Annotated in this window: 25 protein-coding genes; 20 read left to right on the forward strand and 5 right to left on the reverse strand. The window is 70.2% G+C overall.

What is annotated here, in order from left to right; translation table 11 throughout:
- Positions 1 to 35: 35 nt before the first annotated feature.
- Positions 36 to 1424: a pyridoxal phosphate-dependent decarboxylase family protein gene (locus IF188_RS18630; protein ID WP_191173309.1), complete on the forward strand. Its 1389-nt coding sequence runs from the start codon at positions 36 to 38 to the stop codon at positions 1422 to 1424.
- Between the two features lie 42 nt (positions 1425 to 1466).
- Here the strand turns inward: IF188_RS18630 and IF188_RS18635 are convergent, their stop codons facing one another.
- On the reverse strand, positions 1467 to 1835 hold the full coding sequence (locus IF188_RS18635) for a DUF1844 domain-containing protein (protein ID WP_191173339.1): 369 nt from the start codon (positions 1833 to 1835) through the stop codon (positions 1467 to 1469).
- Positions 1836 to 2091: 256 nt separating this feature from the next.
- On the opposite strand from IF188_RS18635, the gene infC reads away from it, so the two are divergent.
- The 11 genes from infC to IF188_RS18690 all read left to right on the forward strand — a co-directional run bounded on the left by infC (position 2092) and on the right by IF188_RS18690 (position 12743).
- On the forward strand, positions 2092 to 2745 hold the full coding sequence (gene infC / locus IF188_RS18640; protein ID WP_191173310.1) for a translation initiation factor IF-3: 654 nt from the start codon (positions 2092 to 2094) through the stop codon (positions 2743 to 2745).
- A 70-nt stretch (positions 2746 to 2815) separates the two neighbouring features.
- Positions 2816 to 3010, forward strand: a complete 195-nt coding sequence (gene rpmI, locus IF188_RS18645) for a 50S ribosomal protein L35 (protein WP_045297246.1) — start codon at positions 2816 to 2818, stop codon at positions 3008 to 3010.
- Between the two features lie 32 nt (positions 3011 to 3042).
- The gene (gene rplT, locus IF188_RS18650) at positions 3043 to 3426 is read left to right on the forward strand and encodes a 50S ribosomal protein L20 (RefSeq protein ID WP_018172233.1); all 384 of its coding nucleotides are present in this window, start codon (positions 3043 to 3045) and stop codon (positions 3424 to 3426) included.
- A 116-nt stretch (positions 3427 to 3542) separates the two neighbouring features.
- The gene (locus tag IF188_RS18655; protein ID WP_191173311.1) at positions 3543 to 4343 is read left to right on the forward strand and encodes a TrmH family RNA methyltransferase; all 801 of its coding nucleotides are present in this window, start codon (positions 3543 to 3545) and stop codon (positions 4341 to 4343) included.
- 83 nt (positions 4344 to 4426) lie between these two features.
- Entirely contained in the window at positions 4427 to 5215 is a 789-nt protein-coding gene (locus IF188_RS18660; protein ID WP_191173312.1) for an amino acid ABC transporter ATP-binding protein, read from the forward strand.
- A 61-nt stretch (positions 5216 to 5276) separates the two neighbouring features.
- Positions 5277 to 6191 (forward strand): glutamate ABC transporter substrate-binding protein, encoded by a 915-nt coding sequence (locus tag IF188_RS18665; RefSeq protein ID WP_191173313.1) that lies wholly within the window; start codon positions 5277 to 5279, stop codon positions 6189 to 6191.
- A gap of 65 nt (positions 6192 to 6256) precedes the next feature.
- Entirely contained in the window at positions 6257 to 6904 is a 648-nt protein-coding gene (locus tag IF188_RS18670; protein ID WP_191173314.1) for an amino acid ABC transporter permease, read from the forward strand.
- Positions 6901 to 7809, forward strand: coding sequence for an amino acid ABC transporter permease (locus IF188_RS18675; protein ID WP_224752128.1), 909 nt, complete (start codon positions 6901 to 6903; stop codon positions 7807 to 7809). Before IF188_RS18670 ends, IF188_RS18675 begins: the two co-directional genes overlap by 4 nt.
- 66 nt (positions 7810 to 7875) lie before the next feature.
- Positions 7876 to 8925 (forward strand): phenylalanine--tRNA ligase subunit alpha, encoded by a 1050-nt coding sequence (gene pheS / locus IF188_RS18680; protein ID WP_191173316.1) that lies wholly within the window; start codon positions 7876 to 7878, stop codon positions 8923 to 8925.
- A complete protein-coding gene (gene pheT, locus IF188_RS18685; RefSeq protein WP_191173317.1) occupies positions 8925 to 11459 on the forward strand; it encodes a phenylalanine--tRNA ligase subunit beta in 2535 nt (844 codons plus the stop codon). Before pheS ends, pheT begins: the two co-directional genes overlap by 1 nt.
- A 216-nt stretch (positions 11460 to 11675) precedes the next feature.
- A complete protein-coding gene (locus IF188_RS18690; protein WP_191173318.1) occupies positions 11676 to 12743 on the forward strand; it encodes an NAD-dependent epimerase/dehydratase family protein in 1068 nt (355 codons plus the stop codon).
- Here the strand turns inward: IF188_RS18690 and IF188_RS18695 are convergent.
- Genes IF188_RS18695 through IF188_RS18710 form a run of 4 tightly spaced genes read right to left on the reverse strand, consistent with a single transcriptional unit; the run spans position 12734 to position 15315 of the window.
- Positions 12734 to 13486 (reverse strand): ABC transporter permease, encoded by a 753-nt coding sequence (locus tag IF188_RS18695; protein ID WP_224752129.1) that lies wholly within the window; start codon positions 13484 to 13486, stop codon positions 12734 to 12736. The two genes, IF188_RS18690 and IF188_RS18695, sit on opposite strands and share 10 nt — an antisense overlap.
- Positions 13486 to 14373 carry an ABC transporter ATP-binding protein gene (locus IF188_RS18700; RefSeq protein WP_191173319.1) on the reverse strand — a complete coding sequence of 296 codons (888 nt, stop codon included), beginning with the start codon at positions 14371 to 14373 and terminating at the stop codon, positions 13486 to 13488. Before IF188_RS18700 ends, IF188_RS18695 begins: the two co-directional genes overlap by 1 nt.
- Entirely contained in the window at positions 14370 to 14669 is a 300-nt protein-coding gene (locus IF188_RS18705; protein ID WP_191173320.1) for a transcriptional regulator, read from the reverse strand. Before IF188_RS18705 ends, IF188_RS18700 begins: the two co-directional genes overlap by 4 nt.
- A complete protein-coding gene (locus IF188_RS18710) occupies positions 14662 to 15315 on the reverse strand; it encodes a hypothetical protein (RefSeq protein WP_191173321.1) in 654 nt (217 codons plus the stop codon). Before IF188_RS18710 ends, IF188_RS18705 begins: the two co-directional genes overlap by 8 nt.
- Positions 15316 to 15611: 296 nt before the next feature.
- Here IF188_RS18710 and argC point away from each other — a divergent pair, with 296 nt between their 5' ends.
- The 8 genes from argC (at position 15612) to IF188_RS18750 (ending at position 24182) form a co-directional block, all read left to right on the forward strand.
- The gene (argC, locus tag IF188_RS18715; RefSeq protein WP_191173322.1) at positions 15612 to 16691 is read left to right on the forward strand and encodes an N-acetyl-gamma-glutamyl-phosphate reductase; all 1080 of its coding nucleotides are present in this window, start codon (positions 15612 to 15614) and stop codon (positions 16689 to 16691) included.
- Complete coding sequence (gene argJ / locus IF188_RS18720) at positions 16688 to 17845, forward strand: bifunctional glutamate N-acetyltransferase/amino-acid acetyltransferase ArgJ (protein WP_191173323.1); 1158 nt, start codon at positions 16688 to 16690, stop codon at positions 17843 to 17845. The genes argC and argJ overlap by 4 nt, the downstream gene beginning before the upstream one ends.
- Complete coding sequence (argB, locus tag IF188_RS18725) at positions 17842 to 18741, forward strand: acetylglutamate kinase (RefSeq protein WP_191173324.1); 900 nt, start codon at positions 17842 to 17844, stop codon at positions 18739 to 18741. The genes argJ and argB overlap by 4 nt, the downstream gene beginning before the upstream one ends.
- Positions 18738 to 19970: an acetylornithine transaminase gene (locus tag IF188_RS18730; protein WP_191173325.1), complete on the forward strand. Its 1233-nt coding sequence runs from the start codon at positions 18738 to 18740 to the stop codon at positions 19968 to 19970. The genes argB and IF188_RS18730 overlap by 4 nt, the downstream gene beginning before the upstream one ends.
- Entirely contained in the window at positions 19967 to 20890 is a 924-nt protein-coding gene (gene argF, locus IF188_RS18735) for an ornithine carbamoyltransferase (protein WP_191173326.1), read from the forward strand. The genes IF188_RS18730 and argF overlap by 4 nt, the downstream gene beginning before the upstream one ends.
- Before the next feature lie 15 nt (positions 20891 to 20905).
- Positions 20906 to 22030 (forward strand): DUF418 domain-containing protein, encoded by a 1125-nt coding sequence (locus IF188_RS18740; RefSeq protein ID WP_191173327.1) that lies wholly within the window; start codon positions 20906 to 20908, stop codon positions 22028 to 22030.
- A gap of 9 nt (positions 22031 to 22039) precedes the next feature.
- Positions 22040 to 23482: an argininosuccinate lyase gene (argH, locus tag IF188_RS18745; protein WP_191173328.1), complete on the forward strand. Its 1443-nt coding sequence runs from the start codon at positions 22040 to 22042 to the stop codon at positions 23480 to 23482.
- Positions 23483 to 23546: 64 nt separating this feature from the next.
- A complete protein-coding gene (locus tag IF188_RS18750; RefSeq protein ID WP_191173329.1) occupies positions 23547 to 24182 on the forward strand; it encodes a SatD family protein in 636 nt (211 codons plus the stop codon).
- Positions 24183 to 24184 lie beyond the last annotated feature (2 nt).

A 24184-nucleotide genomic window follows, 5' to 3' on the forward strand; every position in this document is an offset into this window, starting at 1 on the left:
TCTCACGACGGCCGCTTCCGCAGCAGGAGGTCGCAATGGTGCATCCCGAATCCGACGCGTTCCCGCGCGCGCTCGACGCGGCGCCCGAAGCCGCACTCGCGTGGCTGGGCGCGCTCGATGACCGGCCGATCCCGCCGCGCGTGGGGGTCGAGGATGTGAAGGACGCACTCGGCCGCGCGCTCGGCGACGATGCCACCGACCCCGAGGCCGTCGTCCGCAGCCTCGCCGCCGCGGTCGAGCCGGGCCTGATGGGCATGCCGAGCGCACGCTTCTACGGCTGGGTCATCGGCGGCACGCAGCCGGCGGCCCTCGCCGCCGATTGGCTGGTGTCGGCGTGGGATCAGAACACCGCGCTGCGCGCCGTCACACCGGGAGTGGTGGCGGCCGAAGAGCTGGCGGGGGAGTGGATCCTCGACCTGCTCGGCCTGCCGCCGGAGTCGGACGTCGGATTCGTCACGGGCGCGACGGTCGCGAACTTCACCTGCCTGGCCGCGGCGCGTGACGCGGTGCTCCGCGACGTCGGCTGGGACTCGTCGATCCAGGGGCTCGCCGGCGGGCCGCGTGTGCGGGTCATCGTCGGCGAGGAGCGGCACGACACCGTCGATCACGCGATCCGCATGCTCGGGCTCGGCGCCCCTGTCGTGGTGCCCGCTGACGACCAGGGCCGGATCGATGTCGCGGCGCTGGAGGCCGAGCTCGCGATCGACCACGGCCCCACGATCGTGGTCCTGCAGGCCGGCAATCTCCACTCCGGTGCCTTCGATGACTTCGGCGCGGCGATCGATCTGGCCCATCTCGCCGGTGCGTGGGTGCACGTCGACGGCGCGTTCGGGCTCTGGGCGGCGGCATCCCCTCGCACGCGTCCACTCGTCGTCGACGTCGAGCGCGCGGACTCCTGGGCGACCGACGCGCACAAGACGCTCAGCGTGCCCTACGACTGCGGCATCGCGATCGTCGCCGATCCGTCGGCCATGCGGGCTGCGATGGGCATGACGGCGAGCTACCTCAGCCGCACCGCGAGCGTCGACCACGCCGATCCGCACGACCGCGTTCCCGAGCTGTCGCGGCGTGCGCGCGGTGTGCCGACGTATGCGGCGCTGCGGGCGATGGGGCGCGACGGCGTCACCGCGCTGGTGGAACGGCTGACGGATGCCGCCACCGCCCTTGCGGCCGGATTGTCGCGGCTGCCGGGGGTCGAGGTGCTGGGCGAGGTCGTCTTCACGCAGGTGTGCGTGGCACGCGCCGACGACGAGGCGACGGACGCGTGGGCGGACGTGCTGCGCGCCGACGGCGTCGCGTTCGCGTCGTCGTCGCGTTGGCACGGCCGGTCGGTGCTGCGCTTCTCGGTCAGCAACTGGGGGACCGATGCCGCTCAGGTCGAGCGCACGCTCGCGGCGGCGGCGTCCGCCCTCGGCGCCCTGTGAGCGAGGGGTTTCGATTCGCTCCGCTCGCTCGACCTCGACCCGTCAGTTGACCGGGCCGGTCCACTTCTCGCCGGGGCCCTGACCGATCGGGTCGGGGATCACGGACGCCTCGCGGAACGCGAGCTGCACCGACCGCAGGCCGTCGCGCAGCGATCGCGCGTGCATGTCGCTGATCTCGGGAGCGCCGGCGGTGACGAGTCCGGCGAGGGCGTTGATGAGCTTGCGCGCCTCGTCGAGGTCGGTCTGGGTGGCGGGGTCGTCCGCGAGCCCGACCTTCACGGCGGCGGCGCTCAGCAGGTGCACGGCGGTCGTGGTGATCACCTCGACGGCGGGCACGTCCGCGATGTCGCGGGTGGCGGATGCCGCCGCCCGTTCCTGCTCCTCCCAGCGGGCCTGACGCTCGGCGTCCACTGCCGCCGCGCTCGTCTGGTCGCCGTCCTGGTCTCGAATCGTGTCCACGCCGTTCTCTCTGATAGACTGCTGCGGTCTCCGGTGCGTTCTGCACCGGATCGGAAAGTGGATCACATCCCACCCGCGCTTGCCGTTCCAGGCTACCGGGTCATGCACTCCGCCCCGACCGCTTGCGGCCGGGGTAGTTCAGGGTGCGAGAGCCGGCGCTCGCGTCGTGCCGGGTGGAATGCGTGACTCTTTCCGCGAAACCATCCGCATGAAGGAGTTCCGCATCAGCGATCCCCGCACCAACGACCGCATCCGGGTGCCCGAGGTACGCCTCGTCGGCCCGAACGGAGAGCAGGTCGGCGTCGTCCGCATCGAGGTGGCGCTGCGCCTGGCTCAGGAAGCCGACCTCGATCTCGTCGAGGTGGCCCCCAACTCGAAGCCGCCCGTGGTCAAGATCATGGACTACGGCAAGTTCAAGTACGAGGCCGCGCAGAAGGCCAAGGAAGCGCGTCGCAACCAGGCGAACACCGTCCTCAAAGAGGTCCGGTTCCGTCTGAAGATCGAGGCTCACGACTACATCACCAAGCTCAAGCGCGCCGAGGGCTTCCTCCAGTCCGGCGACAAGGTGAAGGCCATGATCCTGTTCCGCGGTCGCGAGCAGTCGCGTCCCGAGCAGGGTGTGCGTCTGCTCCGCAAGTTCGCCGAGGACGTGGCCGAGTTCGGCACCGTGGAGTCGAACCCCACGATCGACGGACGCAACATGGTGATGGTCATCGCGCCGCACAAGAACAAGTCCGAGGTGAAGACCGAGCAGAACGCTCAGCGCGCCGCGAACAAGGAGGCCGCACGGTCCGCCCGCAACGGTGGCGCACCGGCGGCCGAGACCCCGGCCCCCGAGGCCGAGGCAGCCCCGGCCGAATAGGCCCCCACAGACTCCCGCACCGCGGGATACCGACTCCCGCCTGTGCGGGATGGAAACGAAGGAAGAAGAGATGCCGAAGCAGAAGACCCACTCGGGCGCCAAGAAGCGCTTCAAGGTCACCGGCAGCGGGAAGCTCATGAAGCAGCAGGCGAACCTTCGCCACAACTTCGAGGGCAAGCCCAGCCGCCGCACCCGCCGTCTGTCGCAGGAGCAGGTCCTCGCTCCCGGTGACGCCAAGGTCGCCAAGAAGCTCCTCGGTCGCTGAGCGCGCCGACGCACGAATAGGAATCAATCGAAATGGCTAGAGTCAAGCGGGCCGTCAACGCCCACAAGAAGCGTCGCGTCATCCTCGAGCGCGCCTCGGGTTACCGTGGTCAGCGTTCGCGCCTGTACCGCAAGGCGAAGGAGCAGGTCACCCACTCGCTCGTCTACGCGTACCGTGACCGTCGCAAGCGCAAGGGCGACTTCCGCCGTCTGTGGATCCAGCGCATCAACGCCGCTGCCCGCCAGAACGGCATCACCTACAACCGCTTCATCCAGGGCCTCGGCCTCGCGGGTGTGCAGGTCGACCGCCGCATGCTCGCCGAGCTCGCGGTGAACGAGCCCAAGACGTTCGCGTCGCTCGTCGAGACCGCCAAGAAGGCTCTGCCCGAGAACGTCAACGCTCCCAAGAGCGCCTGACACCGGCATCCACTCGGAAACGGGGCGTCCTCCGCACGGAGGGCGCCCCTTTCGCATCGGTCGTTGAGCGAGCGAAGCGAGACGAAACGCAGGCGGCGCAACCCTAGACTGATGCCGTGCTCGAGAACCCCCGCTCTCCGCGTGTCCGCGCCGTCGCGAAGCTGACCAAGCGCAGCGCCCGTCAAGAGACCGGGCTGTTCCTGCTCGAGGGGCCTCAGGCCGCGCGCGAGGCGCTCGCGTACCGCCCCGACACGCTTGTCGAGATCTTCGCGACGCCGACCGCCCTCGAGAAGCACGCCGACGTGCGCGAGGCGGCGAAGGACGCCGGCCTCGAGGTCGTGTACACGACCGAGGCTGTGCTCGACGCGATGGCCGACACGGTGACCCCCCAGGGGATCGTCGCGGTCGCCCGTCAGTCGCCGACGTCGGTGCGCGAGGTGTTCGCGGCGTCGCCGCGCCTGGTCGCGATCTGCGAAGAGGTGCGCGACCCGGGCAACCTGGGCACGATCATCCGGGCCGCGGATGCGGCGGGGGCGGATGCTGTCGTCCTGACGGGCCGGACGGTCGATCCTTACAACCCCAAGGTCGTCAGGGCGACCACCGGGTCGCTGTTCCACGTCCCTGTCGCGGTGGGGGTGGACCTCGCCACGGCTGTCGAGAAGGCGCATGCCGCGGGTGTGCAGGTGATCGCCGCGGACGTCGGCGGCGGCGACTTCCTCGAGTCCCGGGGGCTGCTCTCGCAGCCCACGGCGTGGCTGTTCGGCAACGAGGCGCGCGGGCTCGAGGACGACGCGCTGGCCCTCGCGGACCTGTCGCTGCGCCTGCCGATCTACGGCGCCGCCGAGTCGCTCAACCTCGCGACGGCGGCGAGCGTGTGCCTGTACGAGACCGCGTTCGCGCAGCGCGCGGCCGGCTGACACGGTCGCGTTCCTGTTACAACACGGTTAAGACGCGTGCGGCGCTCTGGCCCCGTGTCGGAAACCGGCCCTAGTGTGGCGATATGACGCCCGACGACAGTGCGCCGCCCACCAGCAACATCTCGGTGCGGCGCGGGGATCCACTCGTAGTGATCACCGATGTGCAGAAGCACTACGGCGACTTCCTCGCATTGAAGGACATCGACCTGACGGTCAACCGCGGCGAGGTCGTCGTCGTCATCGGGCCGTCCGGCTCGGGCAAGTCGACGCTGTGCCGCACGATCAACCGACTCGAGACGATCACGAGCGGGTCGATCACGATCGACGGCAAAGAGCTGCCCAAAGAGGGCAAGGCGCTCGCCGGCCTGCGCGCCGACGTCGGCATGGTGTTCCAGTCGTTCAATCTCTTCTCGCACCTGACGATCCTCGAGAACGTCACGCTGGGGCCGATCAAGGTCAAGAAGATGAAGAAGGCCGACGCCGAGGCGCTCGCGAAGCAGCTGCTCGACCGCGTGGGCGTGGGTCACCAGGCGTCCAAGCTCCCGGCCCAGCTGTCGGGCGGTCAGCAGCAGCGCGTCGCGATCGCCCGCGCGCTCGCGATGCAGCCGAAGGTGATGCTGTTCGACGAGCCGACCAGCGCTCTGGACCCCGAGATGATCAACGAGGTGCTCGACGTCATGGTCGGCCTCGCCCAGGACGGCATGACGATGATCGTCGTCACCCACGAGATGGGATTCGCCCGCAAGGCCGCCGACCGCGTCGTCTTCATGGCCGACGGCCAGATCGTCGAGCAGTCCACGCCCGAGGACTTCTTCACGAACCCGCAGAGCAGCAGGGCGAAGGACTTCCTGTCCAAGCTGCTCACCCACTGACGTCCGCGCCCGCACCGGCGCGACGAACGAACGAACACACGGAACGGACTTGGAGGATCACATGCGCAAGCTACGAATCGGCGGGGCGCTCGCGGGCATCGCGATCGCGGCCCTCGCCCTGACGGCGTGCAACAGCGGCACGCCCGGTGCGGAAGAGCCGAGCGACGGCGCGTCTACCCCGGCGGAAGACACGACCTGGTTCGAGGTGGCGACGGACGTCACCCTCGAGGGCAGCCCGACATTCGACGCCATCACAGAGCGGGGCAAGGTGAAGGTCGGCGTCAAGGAGGACCAGCCCGGCCTGGGCTACCTCGACCCGGTCACGAACGAGCGTTCGGGCTTCGACATCGACATCGCACGCTGGATCGCTGCCACCCTCGGCTACGACGAGGCAGACATCGAGTTCCAGGCGATCCCTTCGGCCAACCGCGAGCAGGCGATCGTGAACGGCGACATCGACTACTACGTGGGCACCTACTCGATCACCGACAAGCGCAAAGAGCAGATCTCGTTCGCCGGCCCGTACTTCATCACGGGTCAGGGCCTGCTCGTCGCGGCCGACAACGACACGATCGACGGCAAGGACTCCCTGACCGCCGACATGACCGTCTGCTCGGCGACGGGTTCGACCTCGATCCAGCGGATCAAGGACGAGACGCCCTCAAAGACGCAGGAGTACACGACGTACTCCGAGTGTGTCGAGGCGCTCAAGAACGGTCAGGTGGATGCGGTCACGACGGACGAGGCCATCCTCATCGGCTATGCCGCGCAGGAGCCGGACGCGCTGAAGGTCGTCGGCGATGTCTTCAGCGAGGAGCGCTACGGCGTCGGACTCGCGAAGGGCGACACCGCACTCCAGGAGTACATCAACACGATGTTCACCGACGGCGGCGACATCTGGCAGGCGATCTTCGACAAGAACCTCGGCGCGTCCGGGGTCGAAGGTCAGCAGCCCGAAGTCGACCCGGTCGACTGATCGAACGGTGGTGGCGGCGCGGGCCTGCGTCGCCACCACCACCTCGCACGTGAGAAGGGAGCTCGATGGGCGTCATCACCGACCATCTCGACCTGTGGGGCGCAGCCATCGGCGGCACGCTCGTCCTGTTCTTCGTGGGTGGACTCATCGCACTGGTGCTCGGATTCATCGTCGGCGCGATGCGCGTCTCGCCGGTCCCGATCGCGCGCACAGTCGGCGCGGTCTACGTCAACTGGATCCGCAACACGCCGCTCACGCTGGTGATGTTCTTCTTCGCGTTCTGCGTGCCGGTGCTGCTCCGTCAGCGCATCGACCCGATCATCCTGCCGACCATCGCGCTGGGGGTCTATACCGCGACATATGTCGCCGAGGCGATCCGCTCCGGCGTGAACACGGTCCCCGTCGGGCAGGCGGAGGCTGCACGTGCGCTCGGGCTGGGCTTCGGTCAGGTGATGGCCTTCGTGATTCTGCCTCAGGCGACGAGGTCCGTCATCCCGCCGATGATGAGCGTGTTCATCGCGCTCCTGAAGAACACGACGGTCGCCGCAGGCTTCTCGGTGATGAATCTCGGCTCGGTCCGGTTCGATCTCAGCGAGCAGGGGGAGAACCAGCTCGTCGTCCTGCTGTGGGTGATGGTGTTCTTCGTAGTGATGGTGCTGCTGCTCGGTTGGCTGCAACGCGTGCTCGAGCGCAGATGGAGGATCGCGCGATGAGCGGCTCAGTCCTGTACGACGTCCCCGGCCCGCGGGCTGTCGTCCGCAACCGCATCCTGGGCGTCGTCACCGTCCTCGTCGTCGCGGCGCTCTTCGGGTGGGTGATCTGGCGGTTCGCGGCCACCGGGCAGTTCAGCGCCGAGAAATGGGAGATCTTCGGCTACACGCAGATCTGGGTGCTGATCGGTCAGGGAGTCCTGAACACCCTGTCGGCATTCGCAGTCGCGGCTGTCGGCGCGATCATCCTCGGTTTCGTGCTGTCTCTCGGCCGGATGTCCGAACATGCCTGGCTGCGCGTGCCCGTCGGCTGGATCGTCGAGGTCTTGCGAGCCATTCCAGTCCTCGTGTTCATGATGCTGCTGTACTACGGCCTGCCCATCGCCGGCATCAAGATGTCGCCGTACTGGGCCGTTGTGATCTCTCTCATCGCCTACAACGGATCGGTGCTCGCCGAGGTCATCCGCGCGGGCGTCGAATCGCTGCCGCGCGGCCAGAGCGAGGCGGGGTACGCGATCGGCCTGCGCAAGACCGGTGTCATGCAGCTCATCCTGCTTCCGCAGGCGATCCGCGCGATGCTGCCCGTGATCATCGCGCAGCTCGTCGTGACGCTGAAAGACACGGCACTCGGTTTCATCATCACCTACCACGAGCTGCTCTACGTGATCAAGCTCCTCGGGTCGAACGCTGTGTACCACTCGCCGCTGATCCCCGCCGCGATCGTGGGCGGATCGATCTACGTCGCGATGTGTCTCGCGCTCTCCTACGTGGCGTACCTCGTCGAGAAGCGGACTCGGCGCTCACCCAAGGTCGTGACGCTCGATGACGGCGGCGGCGAGCCGACCACTGCGACCGAGACGATCGCGGCGCAGCGCGGACTGGGCAAGTACGACGCCCAGGGCTTCTGACGCGCCGCCGGCCCGCCCGATGCGGCCGGCCGGTGGCCCAGTCGGCCGTCGGTAGACTCTTCTCTCGTGTCCGACGCTCCCGAAACACTCGACATCACGCCTGAGGCGGTGGATGCCGCCGTCACCGATGCTCTGGCAGCCATCGCTGCAGCCGCCGACACGGCGGCGCTCAAGGCCGCGCGGTCCGCGCACGCCGCCGAAGGCTCGCCGCTGGCGAAGCTGAACGCGCGGCTGCGCGACATCCCCAACGACAAGAAGGCCGAATTCGGCAAGCTCGTCGGCCAGGCCCGCGGACGCGTCACCCAGGCATTCGCGGCGCGGGAGGACGAGCTCGCCGCTGCGGAGACCGCCGCCCGGCTCGAGGCCGAGCGCGTGGACATCACGGCCCTTGCCGCGCGCGCACGCGTCGGCGCGCGGCATCCCATCTCTCTCCTCCAGGAGCAGATCGCCGACATCTTCGTCGGCATGGGATGGGAGATCGCCGAGGGGCCCGAGCTCGAGCACGAGTGGTTCAACTTCGACGCCCTGAACTTCGACGTCGACCACCCGGCTCGTCAGATGCAGGACACGTTCTTCGTCGACCCGGTCGAGCGTCACCTCGTGATGCGGACGCACACGAGCCCCGTCCAGGTGCGCTCGATGCTCGAGCGCGACCTGCCGCTGTACGTCCTGTGCCCGGGCCGCGTGTACCGCACCGACGAGTTCGACGCGACGCACCTGCCGGTGTTCACCCAGTTCGAGGGCATCGTCGTCGACAAGGGCATCACGATGGCCCACCTCAAGGGCACGCTCGACCACGCCGCCAAGGTGCTGTTCGGGGCCGAGGCGAAGACGCGCTTCCGCGCCAACTTCTTCCCGTTCACCGAGCCGTCGGCCGAGCTCGATCTGTGGCACCCGACCTTCAAGGGCGGCGCGCGCTGGATCGAGTGGGGCGGCTGCGGCATGATCAACCCCAACGTGCTGCGCGCGGCGGGGATCGACCCGGAGGAGTACTCGGGCTTCGCGTTCGGCATGGGCATCGAGCGCACGCTCATGTTCCGCAGCGACGTCCAGGACATGCGCGACATGGCCGAGGGCGATGTCCGCTTCAGCGAGCAGTTCGGAATGGTGGTCTGATGCGCGTCCCGCTCTCATGGCTTCGTGAGTACGCCGACGTCCCGGCCGACGCCTTGCCCGAGGACGTCCTGGCGGCGCTCGTGCGCGTCGGCTTCGAAGAGGAGGACGTGCACCGCTTCGAGCTGCAGGGCCCGATCGTCGTGGGCGAGGTGCTCGAGTTCGTCGAGGAGCCGCAGTCCAACGGCAAGACGATCCGGTGGTGCCAGGTGCGCGTCGCGCCCGACGGTGAGACGGCCGCCGACGGCGGCGACGCCGTCCACGGCATCGTGTGCGGCGCCCACAACTTCTTCGCCGGCGACAAGGTCGTGGTGACACTGCCCGGTGCCGTGCTGCCCGGGCCGTTCCCCATCGCCGCGCGCAAGACGTACGGCCACGTGTCGGACGGCATGATCGCCTCGGCCCGCGAGCTCGGCCTCGGCGACGAGCACAACGGCATCCTGCGCCTGGTCGAGCTCGGCATCGACGCGCCCGTCGGCACCGACGCGATCGCACTGCTTGGCCTCGACGATGTCGCGGTCGACATCAACGTCACGCCGGACCGCGGCTACGCGCTGTCGATCCGCGGTGTGGCGCGGGAGTACTCGCACTCGACGGGCGCTGCGTTCCGTGACCCGGCCGACCGTCCGTGGGAAGAACTGGCGCCCGGCTCCGGCTTCCCGATCGCGGTCGACGACCAGGCGCCGATCCGCGGCCGTGTCGGGGCGTCCGAGTTCGTGGCGCGCGTCGTGCGCGACGTCGACCCCACCAAACCGACGCCCGCCTGGATGATCGCGCGCCTGTCGCTCGCGGGCATCCGCAGCCTCGGCATCCTCATCGACATCACGAACTACGTGATGCTCGAGCTGGGTCAGCCGATCCACGGCTACGACCTCGACAAGCTGCAGGGCGGCATCACGGTGCGCCGGGCTGCGGCGGGCGAGAAGCTCGAGACGCTCGACGGCAAGGTCCGCACCCTCGACCCCGAGGACCTGCTCATCACCGATGAGTCCGGTCCGATCGGTCTCGCCGGCGTCATGGGCGGCGGCACGACCGAGATGAGCGACACCACCCGCAACGTCCTCATCGAGGCGGCCACGTTCGACACCGTGTCGATCGCGCGCACCGCCCGCCGCCACAAGCTGCCGAGCGAGGCGTCGCGTCGCTTCGAGCGCGGCGTCGACCCGCTCGTTCCGTTCGTGGCCGCTCGCCGTGTGGCCGACCTCATGGTCGCGTACGCGGGCGGCACGAGTGACGAGGAGCTCGGCGGTGCGCTGTTCGCCGAGGTCTTCATCCCCGGCATCGCCCTGCCGCCGACGTTCGTGCAGCGGCTCATCGGCGTGGACTACACGCCGGGCGAGATCGAGGGCGCGCTGCGCCTCATCGGCTGCGACGTGGTGGGTGCCGAGGACGAAGAGGGATGGCAGGTCATCCCGCCGTCGTGGCGCCCCGACCTCACCGACAAGTGGACGCTCGCCGAAGAGGTGGCCCGCATCGAGGGGTATGACCGCATCCCCTCGCACCTCCCGCTGCCGCCTTCCGGTCGCGGGCTCACCGCGCTGCAGTCCGGCCGTCGTCGCGTCGCGAACGCGCTCGCCGCCGCCGGCTACGTCGAGACGCCGTCGTTCGGCTTCACGACCGAGGAGCAGAACGATCTGCACGGGTCCGCCTCCGGCGGTCACCTGCCGAGCGTCAAGCTCGCGAACGCGCTCGACGGCCAGTCGCCGTTCCTGCGTCGCACGCTGATCCCGGGCCTGTTGCAGGTCGCACACCGCAACGTGTCGCGCGGCCTCACCGATCTGTCGCTGTTCGAGACCGGCCTGGTGTTCCTGCCGAAGCCGGGCGTGCAGTACGGCACGTCGTTCGTCCCGCCGCTGGCGGTGCGTCCGGATGCCGCCACCCTGGCGGAGCTGGATGCCTCCATCCTGCCGCAGCATCGTCACGTGGCGGTGCTGCTGACGGGCCACCTGGTCGCCAAGCAGCCGGGCGTCGCCCCGGTCACCGCCGAGCTCGCCGATGCGCTGGACGCGGTCCGTACGATCGCCGCCGCCGCGGGCGTCGCGATCGACGTCGTCCAGGGTGAGCGCGCAGCACTGCACCCGGGCCGTACCGGCGTGCTGAGTGTCGCCGGCACCGAGGTCGGCTACGTGGGCGAGCTGCTGCCGGCGGTGGCCGAGGCATCCGATCTTCCCGGTCGCGTCATCGTGGCCGAACTGGATCTCGACCTCGTGCTCTCGCTCGCGGGCGAGAAGGTCGTCGCTGCATCGCTGTCGGGCTTCCCGGCCGCCACGCAGGACGTCTCGCTCGTGCTCGGCACGGACGTCGCGGCCGCCGAGGTGCGCGCCGCGCTCGTCGAGGGCGCCGGCGACCTGCTGGAGTCCGTCCGTCTCGTCGACGACTACCGCGGGCAGGGGGTGCCCGAGGGTTCCAAGAGCCTGACGTTCGCGCTGCGCTTCCGTGCCGCGGACCGCACCCTCACCGCCGCCGAGGCGACGGAGGCGAAGCTCGCCGGCGTCGCGGTGGCCGCGGAGCGGTTCGGCGCCGCCATCCGCGAGTAGGCCTTCGGTCACCCGCTCGGGTGTCGCAAAGTGTCGTATCGCGACGGGCGTTGCGGCGTGTCGTGACACCTGAGCGGCGGATCGCGCGGGTAGGCTCTCTCGAGGGTCGCAAAGTGTCGTATCTCGACGGGCGTTGCGGCGTGTCGTGACACCTGAGCGGCTCCGCCCTGGGCGGAACGGCTGCCGTTCGCGCCCTGCACCTGGTTTGCTGGTGCGATGACGGACGTGCTCATCCTGGGCGGGACGGGCTGGCTGAGCGGGCGCATCGCGCGTTCATGGGCGGATGCCGGTGCCGACGTGACCTGCCTGGCCCGAGGTTCTCGCCCCGCTCCCGAGGGCGCCGCGCTCGTCGTCGCGGACCGCGACGCCCCCGAGGCGTACGCGGCGCTCACCGACCGGGACTGGGACGAGGTCGTCGACGTGTCGTCCAACCCGGTGCACGTGGCGGCCGCGGTGGATGCGCTCGGCACGCGCGCCGCGCACTGGACGTACGTGTCGAGCGTCTCGGCGTACGCCCGTGCCGACGTCGAGGGGCAGGACGAGTCGGCCGAGCTGCTCGCGCCGGCGGCCGCGGGGGAGGAGCCCGACTACGGTCGCGACAAGGTCGCTGCTGAGAAGGCCGTGCGCGATGCGCTGGCCGATCGTGCGGCCGTGATCCGGCCGGGGCTCATCGTCGGTCCGGGCGACCCCACCGACCGGTTCGGCTACTGGGTGTCGAGGTTCGCGCTCGCCGGCGACGGCCCGGTGCTCGTGCCCGAGACCGGCGCACTCGCCGGCGACGATCCGGTGCTTGTGCCCTACACCGCCGACGCCCGCGCGCAGGTGATCGACGTCGACGATGTCGCGGCGTTCGTGGTCCACATCGGCCGGGAGCGCTGGTCGGGCACCGCGAACGCCGTCGGCGATGTGCACGCGCTCGCTGACGTGCTCGACCTCGCCCGCCAGATCGCCGGGCATTCCGGCGCGGCGGTGGCGGCATCCGATCAGTTCCTCGTCGACCACGACGTCGCGCACTGGGCGGGACCCCGATCGCTGCCGCTGTGGCTGCCGGGCGACATGCCGGGGTTCATGACCCACCGCAACGCGATTTTCCGGGCGGCGGGCGGCACGCTGCGGCCGCTGCGCGAGACGCTGGAGCGTACGCTCGCCGACGAGCGCGCGCGGGGGCTCGACCGCGAACGCCGGGCCGGCCTCGTCCGGTCCGACGAGCTCGCCCTGCTGGCAGAACTCGCCAGACCCACCGGACTCGCCGGACCCGACCGACCCGACCGCGCTCAGCGGTAGCGGCGGCCCTCGTCGCGGCGGTACAGCCAGACGGCGAGCGCGCCGAGCACGATCGTCCAGGCGAGGATGCCCAGCAGCGCCCACAGCGGCGCTCCGGTGCCGAGCGCGGTTCCGACGACGATCTCACGCGCCTGACGCACCGGCAGGAACTTCGAGACGAGGTCGAGCCAGTCGGGGAACAGCAACGGCGGCAGGAACAGGCCGCCGCCGAACGCGAGGACGAACATCGCGACCTGCGTGACGGCGATCGCCGCCTTGGGTCCGCACGTCGTGCCGATGATGACGCCGATGAGCGCCGACGGCACCGCCGTCACGATCACCAGGCCGATGGCGGCCAGCAGGTCGAGCGGTTGAGGCGCGGCGGACGTGAACAGCCCGCCGATCACGAGCAGCGGCACCATCGCGACGGCGGCCACGATGAGTGTCGAGGCCATCAGCCCCGCGATGCGCGCGCCCGGGGCGCCCGGCAGAGTCCGCAGGTACGGCGCACACGGCTTGGCCCGCTGGTCGGCGAGGTCGAGGCCGATCGAGAACAGGCTCGCCGACATGAAGGCGAACACGACCATCGACGCGACGGCGGCGGTGGCGTACTCGGGATTCTCGACCACCATGCGCTGCGGCAGCACGAACAGGCAGAACGCGAGTGTCGGGAAGGCGAGCGAGCCGATCACCGCGATCGGCACGCGGGCGGTCTCGAGCAGGTTGTACTTGGTGTGGACGACGGCCAAGGTCACGGCGGACATCACACGGCTCCCTTCGTGAGCGTGAGGAAGGCTTCTTCGAGGCTTGCGCCCCGCACGGCGAGGCCCGAGAACGGCAGATCGGACTGCACGAGGCGGCGGATGAACGCGTCCGAGTCCGCGAGCACGGCCGTGACGGTGTCGGAATCGGCGTCGACCGTCACGACTGCGTCGGGGGCGAGCCACTCGACCTGCGCCGCATCGACCCCGCCCACGGTCACGCGGCGACGGGCGACGCCCGACACGATCGCGGCCAGCGTGTCGTCGGCGCGCACGACGCCTTCGTCGATCACGACGACGCGCTGCGCGAACTGCTCGATCTCTTCCAGGTGGTGGCTGGTCACGACGACGGCGCATCCCGCGGCGTTGCGAGCGCGGACGGCGTCCCACAGCCGCCTCCGGGCGTCGACGTCCAGTCCCGTGGTGGGCTCGTCGAGCAGCACGAGCTCGGGGTCTCCGACGAAGGCGAGGGCGACGGCGACGCGGCGCTGCTGCCCGCCCGACAGGGCACCGCACTGCTTGCCGAGCAGGTCGTCGAGACCGAACTCGTCGACGATGCGCGCGCGGTCGGCGGGGTGGGGGTAGTGCGCGCCGACGAGGTCGAGCACCTCGCCGACCTTGAGCGCCTCGGGCAGCGCGGTGGTCTGGGGCGTGGTGCCGAGCCGGACGCGGGATGCCGCATCACGCGGATCCCCGCCGAACAGCGTCACGGTGCCCGAGGTCGGCGCCCGAAGTCCCTCGACGAGGGTCAGCAGCGTGGTCTTGCCGGCGCCGTTCGGACCGAGGAGTCCGACGCATTCGCCGGCCTCGATCTCGAGTGAGACGCCGCCGAGGGCGGTGACGTCGCCGAAGCGCTTGACCAGCGCGTCGGTGCGGACGAGGGTGTTCATCTGGATCCTCCGAGGAGTTGCAGGAGCTGGGTGCGATAGGCGCGGAACGCGGCGCGTCCGTTCGGGGTGATGGCGACGAGCGTCGCGGGCTTGCGGCCGGCGAACGTCTTGGTACTCGACACGTAGCCGGCGGCCTCGAGCTTGGACAGGTGGGTGGTGAGGTTGCCCGCCGTCATGTCGAGCAGCTTCTGGAGCGTGGGGAAGGCGATCTCGTCGCCCTCCTCGAGCGCCTCGTCGAGCGTCGTCATGATCCGCAGGCGCGCCGGCGCGTGGATCACGGGGTCGAGCTCAATCATCGGTCTGCTCCCGTCGCGGCTCGACCGGCAGGAGCCCGCGCACCAGGAGGATCGCGACGACGAGCATCGCGACGGGACCGACGACCGCGTACACGAGGTAATGGACGGGGGCGCCGACGAACGTCGCGACAACGGCCACGGCGATCATCACCACGCCGAGCGCGTACTGGACGGGGGCGCGCCACAGGGCGCCGCCGGCGAGATACAGAACACCGACCATCAGCACGAAGGCGCCGGGGTAGAGCAGGGCGGCGAGCTCCGCCGACAGCCCCGCACGCTGCACGCCGAACAGCAGCATCCAGGTGCCGACCATCGAGATCGTCCACGACCAGCCGTACAGTGCGCCCTGGAATCTGGAGCGGCCGCGGATGCCGGAGCCCGTGCGGATCCCGGCGACGATCGACCACACGATCGCCGCGACCATGCAGAGGCCGAACACCGTCCAGGCGACGGGCGCCGGGATCAGGTCCACCCCGCCGATGCCCTGACCGAACCACAGCGTCGTGAAACCGATGGCCCAGGCGGCCGCCCACACCATGAGCAGCACGGCGTAGCCGCGCAGCAGCCGGCTCTGCGTGCTGCGTCGCTGGGACTGCATCAGGTCGAACATGCGCTCGGCCTCGGCGCGAGGATCATCCGTTGTCATACAAAGTACTTTGCAGCGCAAAGTACTTTGTGTCAAGAGGCGATCGAGCAGATTTGCGGATGCTGCGACTCGGCCGTTATCGTCGGCGCATGCCTTCGGTGTTCCAGGGACCGCAGACGCTCGCTCCGAGCGTCGCTCCCGCGCGCCGATGCCGACTCCGCCTCTCCGGGTTCCTGGGCGAGCGCCGACTCTAGGCGACCCCGCACGCCGTCCGTCTTGGACTGCCGCGAGCGGGTGTCGCCGTCTCCGGCCCCTGGGCTCATTACGCCCCGCCCCAAGACTCTAAGGTGGAATCCATGACATATTCGGTCGCCGTCAGCGGCGCATCCGGCTATGCGGGCGGCGAGATCCTGCGGATCCTCGCCGCGCATCCCGACGTCGAGATCCGCACCGTGACCGCGCATTCCAACGCGGGACAGCCGCTCATCCAGCACCAGCCCCATCTGCGCTCCCTCGCGCACCTGACTCTGCAGGACACCACGCCCGAGATCCTCGCGGGTCACGACATCGTGTTCCTCGCGCTGCCGCACGGTCAGTCGGGTCAGTACACCGACGCACTCGGCGACACGCCGCTCGTGATCGACGCCGGCGCCGACCACCGTCTCGAGTCGGTCGCCGACTGGGATGCGTTCTACGGCGGCGACTTCCACGAGCCGTGGGTGTACGGCGTCCCCGAGCTTCCGGTCGCGGGGGCGAAGCAGCGCGAGCGTCTCGTCGGCGCGACCCGCATCGCCGCTCCCGGGTGCAACGCGTCCACGGTGAGCCTGAGCCTCGCACCGGGCGTCGCGGCCGGCGTCATCGATCCGTCCGACATCGTCACCGTGCTCGCCGTCGGGCCGTCGGGCGCGGGCAAGAGCCTCAAGCCCAACCTGCTCGCGAGCGAGATCCTCGGCACCGCCAACCCCTACGCGGTCGGCGGCACGCACCGGCACATCCCCGAGATCCGGCAGGCGCTCGCGGCCGCCCGCGCGGCCGCCGCGGCTCCGGCAGCCGGCACCGCCCCGGACGAAGGCATCCGCATCTCCTTCACCCCCGTGCTGGTCCCGATGGCGCGGGGGATCCTCGCGACGTCGACGGCGCCCATCGTGCCGGGTGTGAGCGACGGCGAGATCCGCGCCGCCTGGCAGGCCGCTTACGGCGACGAGACCTTCGTGCAGCTGCTGCCGGCGGGGCAGTTCCCGCGCACGGCCGACGTGCTCGGCGCCAACACGGCGCTGCTGGGCCTCGCGATCGACCGTGCGGCCAATCGCGTCGTCGTCGTGACCGCGGTCGACAACCTCGTCAAGGGCACGGCCGGAGCCGCCGTGCAGTCCATGAACATCGCGCTGGGTCTGCCCGAGGGCACCGCGCTGACCGTGAACGGAGTCGCGCCGTGAGCGTCACCGCGCCCCAGGGATTCGAGGCGGCCGGCGTCGCCGTCGGACTCAAGTCGACCGGCAAGCCCGATGTCGCCGTCGTCGTCAACCGTGGCCCGCTCAAGGTCGGCGCCGCCGTCTTCACGAGCAACCGCGCGAAGGCCAACCCCATCATGTGGTCGCAGCAGGTCGTCCAGGACGGCGTCGTCGAGGCGATCGTGCTCAACTCCGGCGGCGCCAATTGCTTCACCGGCTCGTTCGGGTTCCAGACCAGCCATCTCACCGCCGAGAAGGCGGCGGAGCTGCTGGGCGTCAGCGCGGGCGACGTGCTGATCTGCTCGACGGGACTCATCGGCACGGGCGACGAGGTCTTCCGCGCGAAGGTTCTCGCCGGCACCGAGCAGGGGATCGCCGAGCTGTCGGCGGACGGCGGCGAGGCGGCATCCCTCGCCATCATGACCACCGACTCGCGCCCGAAGCGCTCGGTCTTCGCCGGCGACGGCTGGACGATCGGCGGCATGGCGAAGGGGGCCGGGATGCTGGCGCCCGGGCTCGCGACGATGCTCGTGGTCATCACCACCGACGCCGTGCTGACGGCAGAGCAGGCCGATGCCGCGCTGCGGCAGGCTACCGGCCGCACGTTCGACCGCCTCGACTCGGACGGCTGCATGTCGACGAACGACCAGGTGACGCTGATGGTCAGCGGCGCGAGCGGCATCACCCCCGACGCCGAGGCGTTCGCCGCGGCGCTCGCCGAGGTCAGTCAGGACCTCGCGAAGCAGCTGCAGGGTGACGCCGAGGGTGCGAGCCACGACATCACGATCCTGGTGCAGAACGCCGCGACCGAAGAGGATGCCGTCGAGGTGGGCCGCTCGGTCGCCCGGAACAATCTCTTCAAGGCCGCGATCTTCGGCAACGACCCCAACTGGGGCCGCGTGCTGGCCGCGATCGGCACGACGCAGGCGGCGTTCGACCCGTACGACGTCGACGTGTGGATGAACGGTGTGCGCGTGTGCTCGCAGGGCGGTCCCGACGCACCGCGCGAGGATGTCAACCTGACGCCGCGCGCGACCGACCTCATCATCGACCTCAAGGTCGGCGCGGCATCCGCCACGATCCTCACCAACGACCTCACCCACGACTACGTCCACGAGAACAGCGCCTACTCCTCATGACCGACCTGCAAGAGACGGATCCCGGCGAAGCCAGCGCGCGGGCGGTGACGCTCATCGAGTCGCTGCCGTGGCTCAAGCGCTTCCGCGACCAGATCGTGGTGGTGAAGTACGGCGGCAACGCCATGGTGTCCGAAGAGCTGCAGGACGCGTTCGCGGCCGACATCGCCTACCTCCGCTATGTCGGCGTGAAGCCGGTCGTCGTGCACGGCGGCGGACCGCAGATCTCGTCGATGCTCGACCGCCTCGCGATTCCGAGCGAGTTCAAGGGCGGGTACCGCGTCACCTCGACCGAGGCGATCTCGGTGGTGCGGATGGTGCTGACCGGCCAGATCAACCCGCAGCTCGTGTCGAAGATCAACGCACACGGACCGGTCGCCACCGGCCTGAGCGGCGAGGACGCCGGGCTGTTCGGCGGCCGTCGTCGCGGAGTCGTCATCGAGGGCGTCGAGCACGACCTGGGCCGTGTCGGCGACGTGGTCGAGGTCGACCCGCAGCCGGTGCTCGACCAGATCGAGGCGGGTCGCATCCCGGTCGTCTCCAGCATCGCCCCCGACCTCGACAACCCCGGACACTCGCTCAACGTGAACGCGGATGCCGCGGCATCCGCTCTCGCCGTCGCGCTGGGCGCGGCGAAGCTCGTCGTCCTCACGGACGTCGCGGGACTGTACGCGGACTGGCCCAACCGCGACTCGCTCGTGTCGCACCTGACCTCGGGCGAGCTGCGCGAGATGCTGCCGCGACTGGAGTCGGGCATGATCCCGAAGATGGCGGCGTGCCTGGAGGCCGTCGAGGGCGGCGTCGAGACCGCGGCCATCATCGACGGACGGGTGCCGCACTCGGTGCTCGTCGAGATCTTCACCAGCAAGGGAATCGGAACAGAGGTGGTGCTCGGATGACGTGGCAGGACGACGAGGCGCGCGACCTCGTGAAGAGCTTCGGTGCTCGCATGCAGATGTTCGTGCGCGGCGAGGGCGCCTACCTGTGGGATGCCGACGGCAAGCGGTACCTCGACTTCCTCGCCGGCATCGCGGTGGACTCGCTCGGTCACGCGCATCCGGTGTTCGTCGACGCGGTCGCGACCCAGGCGGCGACGCTCGTACAGGTGTCGAACTACTTCGCGACGCCGCCGCAGCTCGCGCTGGCCGCGACGCTCAAGCGCCTCGCCGGCACCGGCGACGCGGGCCGCGTGTACTTCGGCAACTCCGGCGCGGAGGCCAACGAGGCGGCATTCAAGCTCGCCCGCCTGCACGGTGCCAAGAGTAGGGAGAGCGGAGCCGACCGCCCCCGCATCCTCGCGCTCAAGGACGCGTTCCACGGCCGCACGATGGGCACGCTCGCCCTCACCGGCAAGCCCTACATGCAGGAGCCGTTCCTCCCGATGACGCCGGGCGTCGAGTTCATCGACTCGACGGTCGAGGCGCTCGAAGCGGCCATCGACGATCGCGTCGCCGCGCTGTTCGTCGAGCCCGTCAAGGGCGAGGCCGGCGTGCTGCCGCTTCCGGAGGGGTATCTGACGGCGGCGCGCGAGATCACCGAGCGCCACGGTGCGCTGCTCATCATCGACGAGATCCAGACCGGCGCAGGACGCACGGGGGAGTGGTTCGCCTTCCAGCACGAGGGCATCACCCCCGACGCGATCACGGTCGCCAAGGGCATCGGCGGCGGCTTCCCGATCGGCGCGATGATCACCTTCGGCACCGCGAGCGAGCTGTTCTACCCGGGCACGCACGGTTCGACGTTCGGCGGCAACGCCCTCGGCACGGCCGTGGCGAACGCCGTCCTCGGCGAGATCGAGCGGGCAGGGCTCGTCCAGAACGCCGCTGAGCGAGGAGCGCAGCTGCGCGCCGCGATCGAGGCGATCGACTCGACGCTGATCGATGGATGCCGCGGCACGGGGCTGCTCATCGGCGTCGGCTTGCGGCATCCCGTCGCCAAGGCGCTCGTCGCGGCGGCCCAGGAGCACGGCCTCATCATCAACGCGACGGGCGACGAGACGATCCGTCTCGTACCCGCGCTCACGATCGGCGACGTCGAGATCGACGAGTTCGTCACCCTGTTCACGGCGGCGCTGCGCACCGTCGAGGACGCCCTGGTGCTCCCGACCACGACGGAGGTCCCCGCATGACCCGCCATCTGCTCCGCGACGACGACCTCACCCAGGCCGAACAGGCCGAGATCCTCGATCTCGCCGTCGAGCTGAAGAAGGACCGCTGGGCGCAGAAGCCGCTCGCGGGCCCGCAGACCGTCGCCGTCATCTTCGACAAGTCCTCGACCCGCACGCGCGTCTCGTTCGCCGTGGGCATCGCCGATCTGGGCGGGTCGCCGCTGATCATCTCGACCGCCAACAGCCAGCTCGGCGGCAAAGAGACGCCGTCCGACACGGCCCGCGTGCTGGAGCGGCAGGTGGCTGCGATCGTGTGGCGCACCTACGCGCAGGCGGGACTGGAGCAGATGGCGGCGGGCACCCGGGTGCCGGTCGTCAACGCGCTGAGCGACGACTTCCACCCGTGCCAGCTGCTGGCCGACCTGCTCACGATCAAAGAGCACAAGGGCGACCTCGCAGGCCTCACCCTCGCCTTCTTCGGCGACGGCAAGTCCAACATGGCGCACTCGTACGTGCTTGCCGGCGTCACCGCGGGCATGCACGTACGCGTCGCCTCGCCCGAGTCGTACGCGCCCCGCGACGACGTGATCGCCGACGCCGACCGCCGCGCCGCCGAAACGGGCGGCTCGGTCACCCTCTACACCGACCCCAACGAGGCCGCCGCCGGCGCCGACGTCATCGTGACGGACACGTGGGTGTCGATGGGCAAAGAGGAGGAGAAGCTCGAGCGCCTGCGCGATCTGGGCGCCTACAAGGTCACGCAAGAGACCATGGGCCTCGCCCGCGGCGACGCGATCTTCATCCACTGCCTGCCCGCCGACCGCGGCTACGAGGTGGATGCCGAGGTCATCGACGGCCCGCAGTCGGTGGTGTGGGACGAAGCCGAGAACCGGCTCCACGCCCAGAAGGCGCTGCTGGTCTGGCTGCTGCGGCAGGGCTGAGAACGGGTCGTCCCCGTGCGCGGGTCGGGCGCGTCACAGGGGTCCTGGCTCGCCACGCGCTGGGCGCACCTGAACGGTCCCGGCCGCGTCGGCGGGGTGGACCTCGCGCGCGGCCTCGCCGTGCTCGGGATGTTCGCCGCGCACCTGCTCGTCATCGACGACCCGATCTCGTGGACCGACCCGTCCACGTGGACGGCGGTGGTGCAGGGTCGATCGTCGATCCTCTTCGCGACGCTCGCGGGCGTCTCGATCGGGCTCGCCACGGGCGGGCCGACGCCGCCGTCGGGCAGGGCGATGCGCAGTGCGCGACGGCGGCTCGTCGTGCGGGCGGGTCTGCTCGGGCTGCTCGGGCTACTGCTCATCCTCACGGGCGTGCCGGTCTCCGTGATCCTTCCCGCCTACGCGATCCTCTTCGTGTGCGCGGCGCCGCTGACCGCTCTGCCGGCCCGTGCGCTGCTGCCACTGGCCGCGGGCCTCGCGCTCGTCATGCCATTCGTCCAGATCGTGCTCGACGCGCTCCCGGTGTGGCAGACCCCGACCGGTGCGGATCTGTCGCTCGTGCTCGGCTGGCACTATCCGTTCACGACGTGGATCGTCTTCGTCGTCGCCGGTCTCGGCGTGGCCCGCGCCGGCGTCGCCCGGCTGGGCGTGCAGGTGTGGATGCTGGCGGCCGGTGCGCTGCTCGCGATCGTCGCCTACGGGATGGATGCCGCCACCGCCGCCGACCCTCAGCCCGAGGACTCGTTCGGGGGAGCGGTGTGGACGGCCCGCGCGCACTCGAGCGGGCTTCTAGAGGTGATCGGGTCGGGCGGCTTCGCGCTCGCCGTCGTCGGCGCATGCCTGCTGCTGTGTCGCACTCCGGCGCGTTGGGCGGTGCTGCCGCTGCGCGCGGTGGGCGCGATGCCGCTCACCGCGTACACGCTGCAGCTCGTGGTGTGGGCGATCACGGCGGCGGTCGTCCTCGGCGATACCGGAGACCTCGCGGGCTTCCGTGCCCTCGCGCCTTTCTGGCCGTTCGCGCTGGGCACCATCGTGTTCGCGACCGGCTGGGCGCTGGCGGTCGGTCGCGGTCCGCTGGAGTGGGTCTTCGACCGGGTGGCCCGCCTGGCGACGCGGTCGGTCGAACCGCGTGCCGAGTAGGCTGTCGGGGTGAGCGACGCGAACGACGGACTGGCCCAGCACGGCACGAACGAGGGATCGCTGTGGGGCGGACGATTCGCTTCGGGGCCGTCTCCTGAGCTGGCCGAGCTCAGCCGTTCGACCCACTTCGACTGGGACCTCGCGCTGTACGACATCGCCGGATCCCACGCGCACGCCAAGGCGCTGGCGGCGGCCGGCTACCTCACCGCCGACGAGGAGCAGGCGATGCATGCCGGCCTCGATGAGCTCGCGCAGGGTGTGACGGACGGGACGCTGCGGCCGGCGGCATCCGATGAGGACGTCCACGGGGCGCTGGAACAGGCGCTCATCGCGGTCGTCGGTCCCGAGCTCGGCGGAAAGCTGCGCGCCGGCCGCAGCCGCAACGACCAGATCGCCACGCTCGTGCGCATGTACCTGCTGGACCACTCGCGCACGATCGCGCGCGAGATCCTGCGCCTGGTGGACGCCCTGGTGTCGCAGGCCGAGGCCAACCCGGACGCGATCATGCCCGGCCGCACGCACCTGCAGCACGCGCAGCCCGTGCTGCTGGCCCACCACCTCCAGGCGCACGCATGGCCGCTGGTGCGCGATCTCGAACGCCTGCGCGACTGGTCCGCCCGCGCGGCGGTGTCGCCGTACGGCGGCGGCGCGCTCGCCGGCTCGACGCTGGGCCTCGACCCGCAGCTCGTGGCCCACGAGCTCGGCCTGGCGCGTCCGGCCGAGAACTCGCTCGACGGAACGGCCTCGCGCGACGTCGTCGCCGAGTTCGCGTTCATCACGGCCATGATCGGGATCGACGTCTCGCGCTTCGCCGAAGAGATCATCCTGTGGAACACGCGCGAGTTCGGCTTCGTGACCCTCGACGACGGCTATTCGACCGGCTCGAGCATCATGCCGCAGAAGAAGAACCCCGACATCGCCGAGCTCGCGCGGGGCAAGTCGGGCCGGCTCATCGGCAACCTGACGGGCCTGCTGGCGACGCTCAAGGCGCTGCCGCTGGCCTACAACCGCGATCTGCAGGAAGACAAGGAGCCCGTCTTCGACTCGGTGCGAACGCTCGAGACGCTGCTGCCGGCGTTCGCCGGAATGGTCGCGACGATGCGGTTCCACACCGAGCGCATGGCGGCACTCGCGCCGCAGGGCTTCTCGCTCGCGACCGATGTCGCCGAGTGGCTCGTCAAGCGCGGCGTCCCGTTCCGCGACGCCCATGAGATCTCCGGCCACCTGGTGCGGGTCTGCGAAGAGAACGGGATCGAGCTGCACCAGGTCACCGATGCGCAGCTGGCGTCGGTCTCGTCGCAGCTGACGCCCGACGTGCGCGAGGTGCTGAGCGTCGAGGGCTCCGTCGCGAGCCGCGCGGGGGCGGGTGGGACTGCTCCGGTGCGGGTCGCCGAGCAGCGCGCCGAGCTCATTCAGCGGGTGCAGTCGGCTGCGCATGCGCTCGGTCTCTGACTGATCGTTCTGCTTTATAAGTTCTTCACTGATATCTACGGAATATCAGTGATATCCTGATCGCATGCCTGTAGCGATGACGGTCGACATCGTCGGCTCGCGGCGTCTGCCCGACCGCGATGCCTCACAGCGTGCACTCGACACCGCGATCGCGCGGGTCGAGCGGGACCTGCCCATCGCCGAACGCCCGTTGCGGCCGACCGTCGGCGACGAGCTGCAGGGGATCTTCCCGACCCTCGATGCGGCGCTCGCCACGACGCTGCTCCTGCAGCTCGTGCTGCCCGACCTCGTGCAGTGCCGGTTCGGCCTGGGCATCGGCGACATCGGGCTCGTCGCCTCGGCCTCCGGCGGCATTCCCGACGGTCCCGGGTGGTGGGCGGCGCGTGCGGCGATCGAGCACGTCCACGCGCTCGAACAGCGAACGGTTCCCAGCGCGCGGACGTGGGTGGTGGCCGACGAGCGAGAGAGGGATGCCGCACACGACGCCGCGCGTCGCGCCAGCGCCTACCTGCTCGCCCGCGATCAGGTCGTCGGTGCGATGTCCGAGCGTGCGCGGCGGCTGACCTACGGGCGCTGCTTCGGCGTGACGCAGCGCGAGCTCGCGGCGGAGGAGGGGATCACCCAGTCGGCAGTGTCACAGCTGCTGGCGGCATCCGGCTCCGCCGCGGTCGTCGAGGGGTTCCGCCTGCTGGAGACGTGAGA

Origin of the sequence: Microbacterium helvum, assembly GCF_014779795.1 — a bacterium.
Classification (GTDB): Bacteria; Actinomycetota; Actinomycetes; order Actinomycetales; family Microbacteriaceae; genus Microbacterium; species Microbacterium helvum.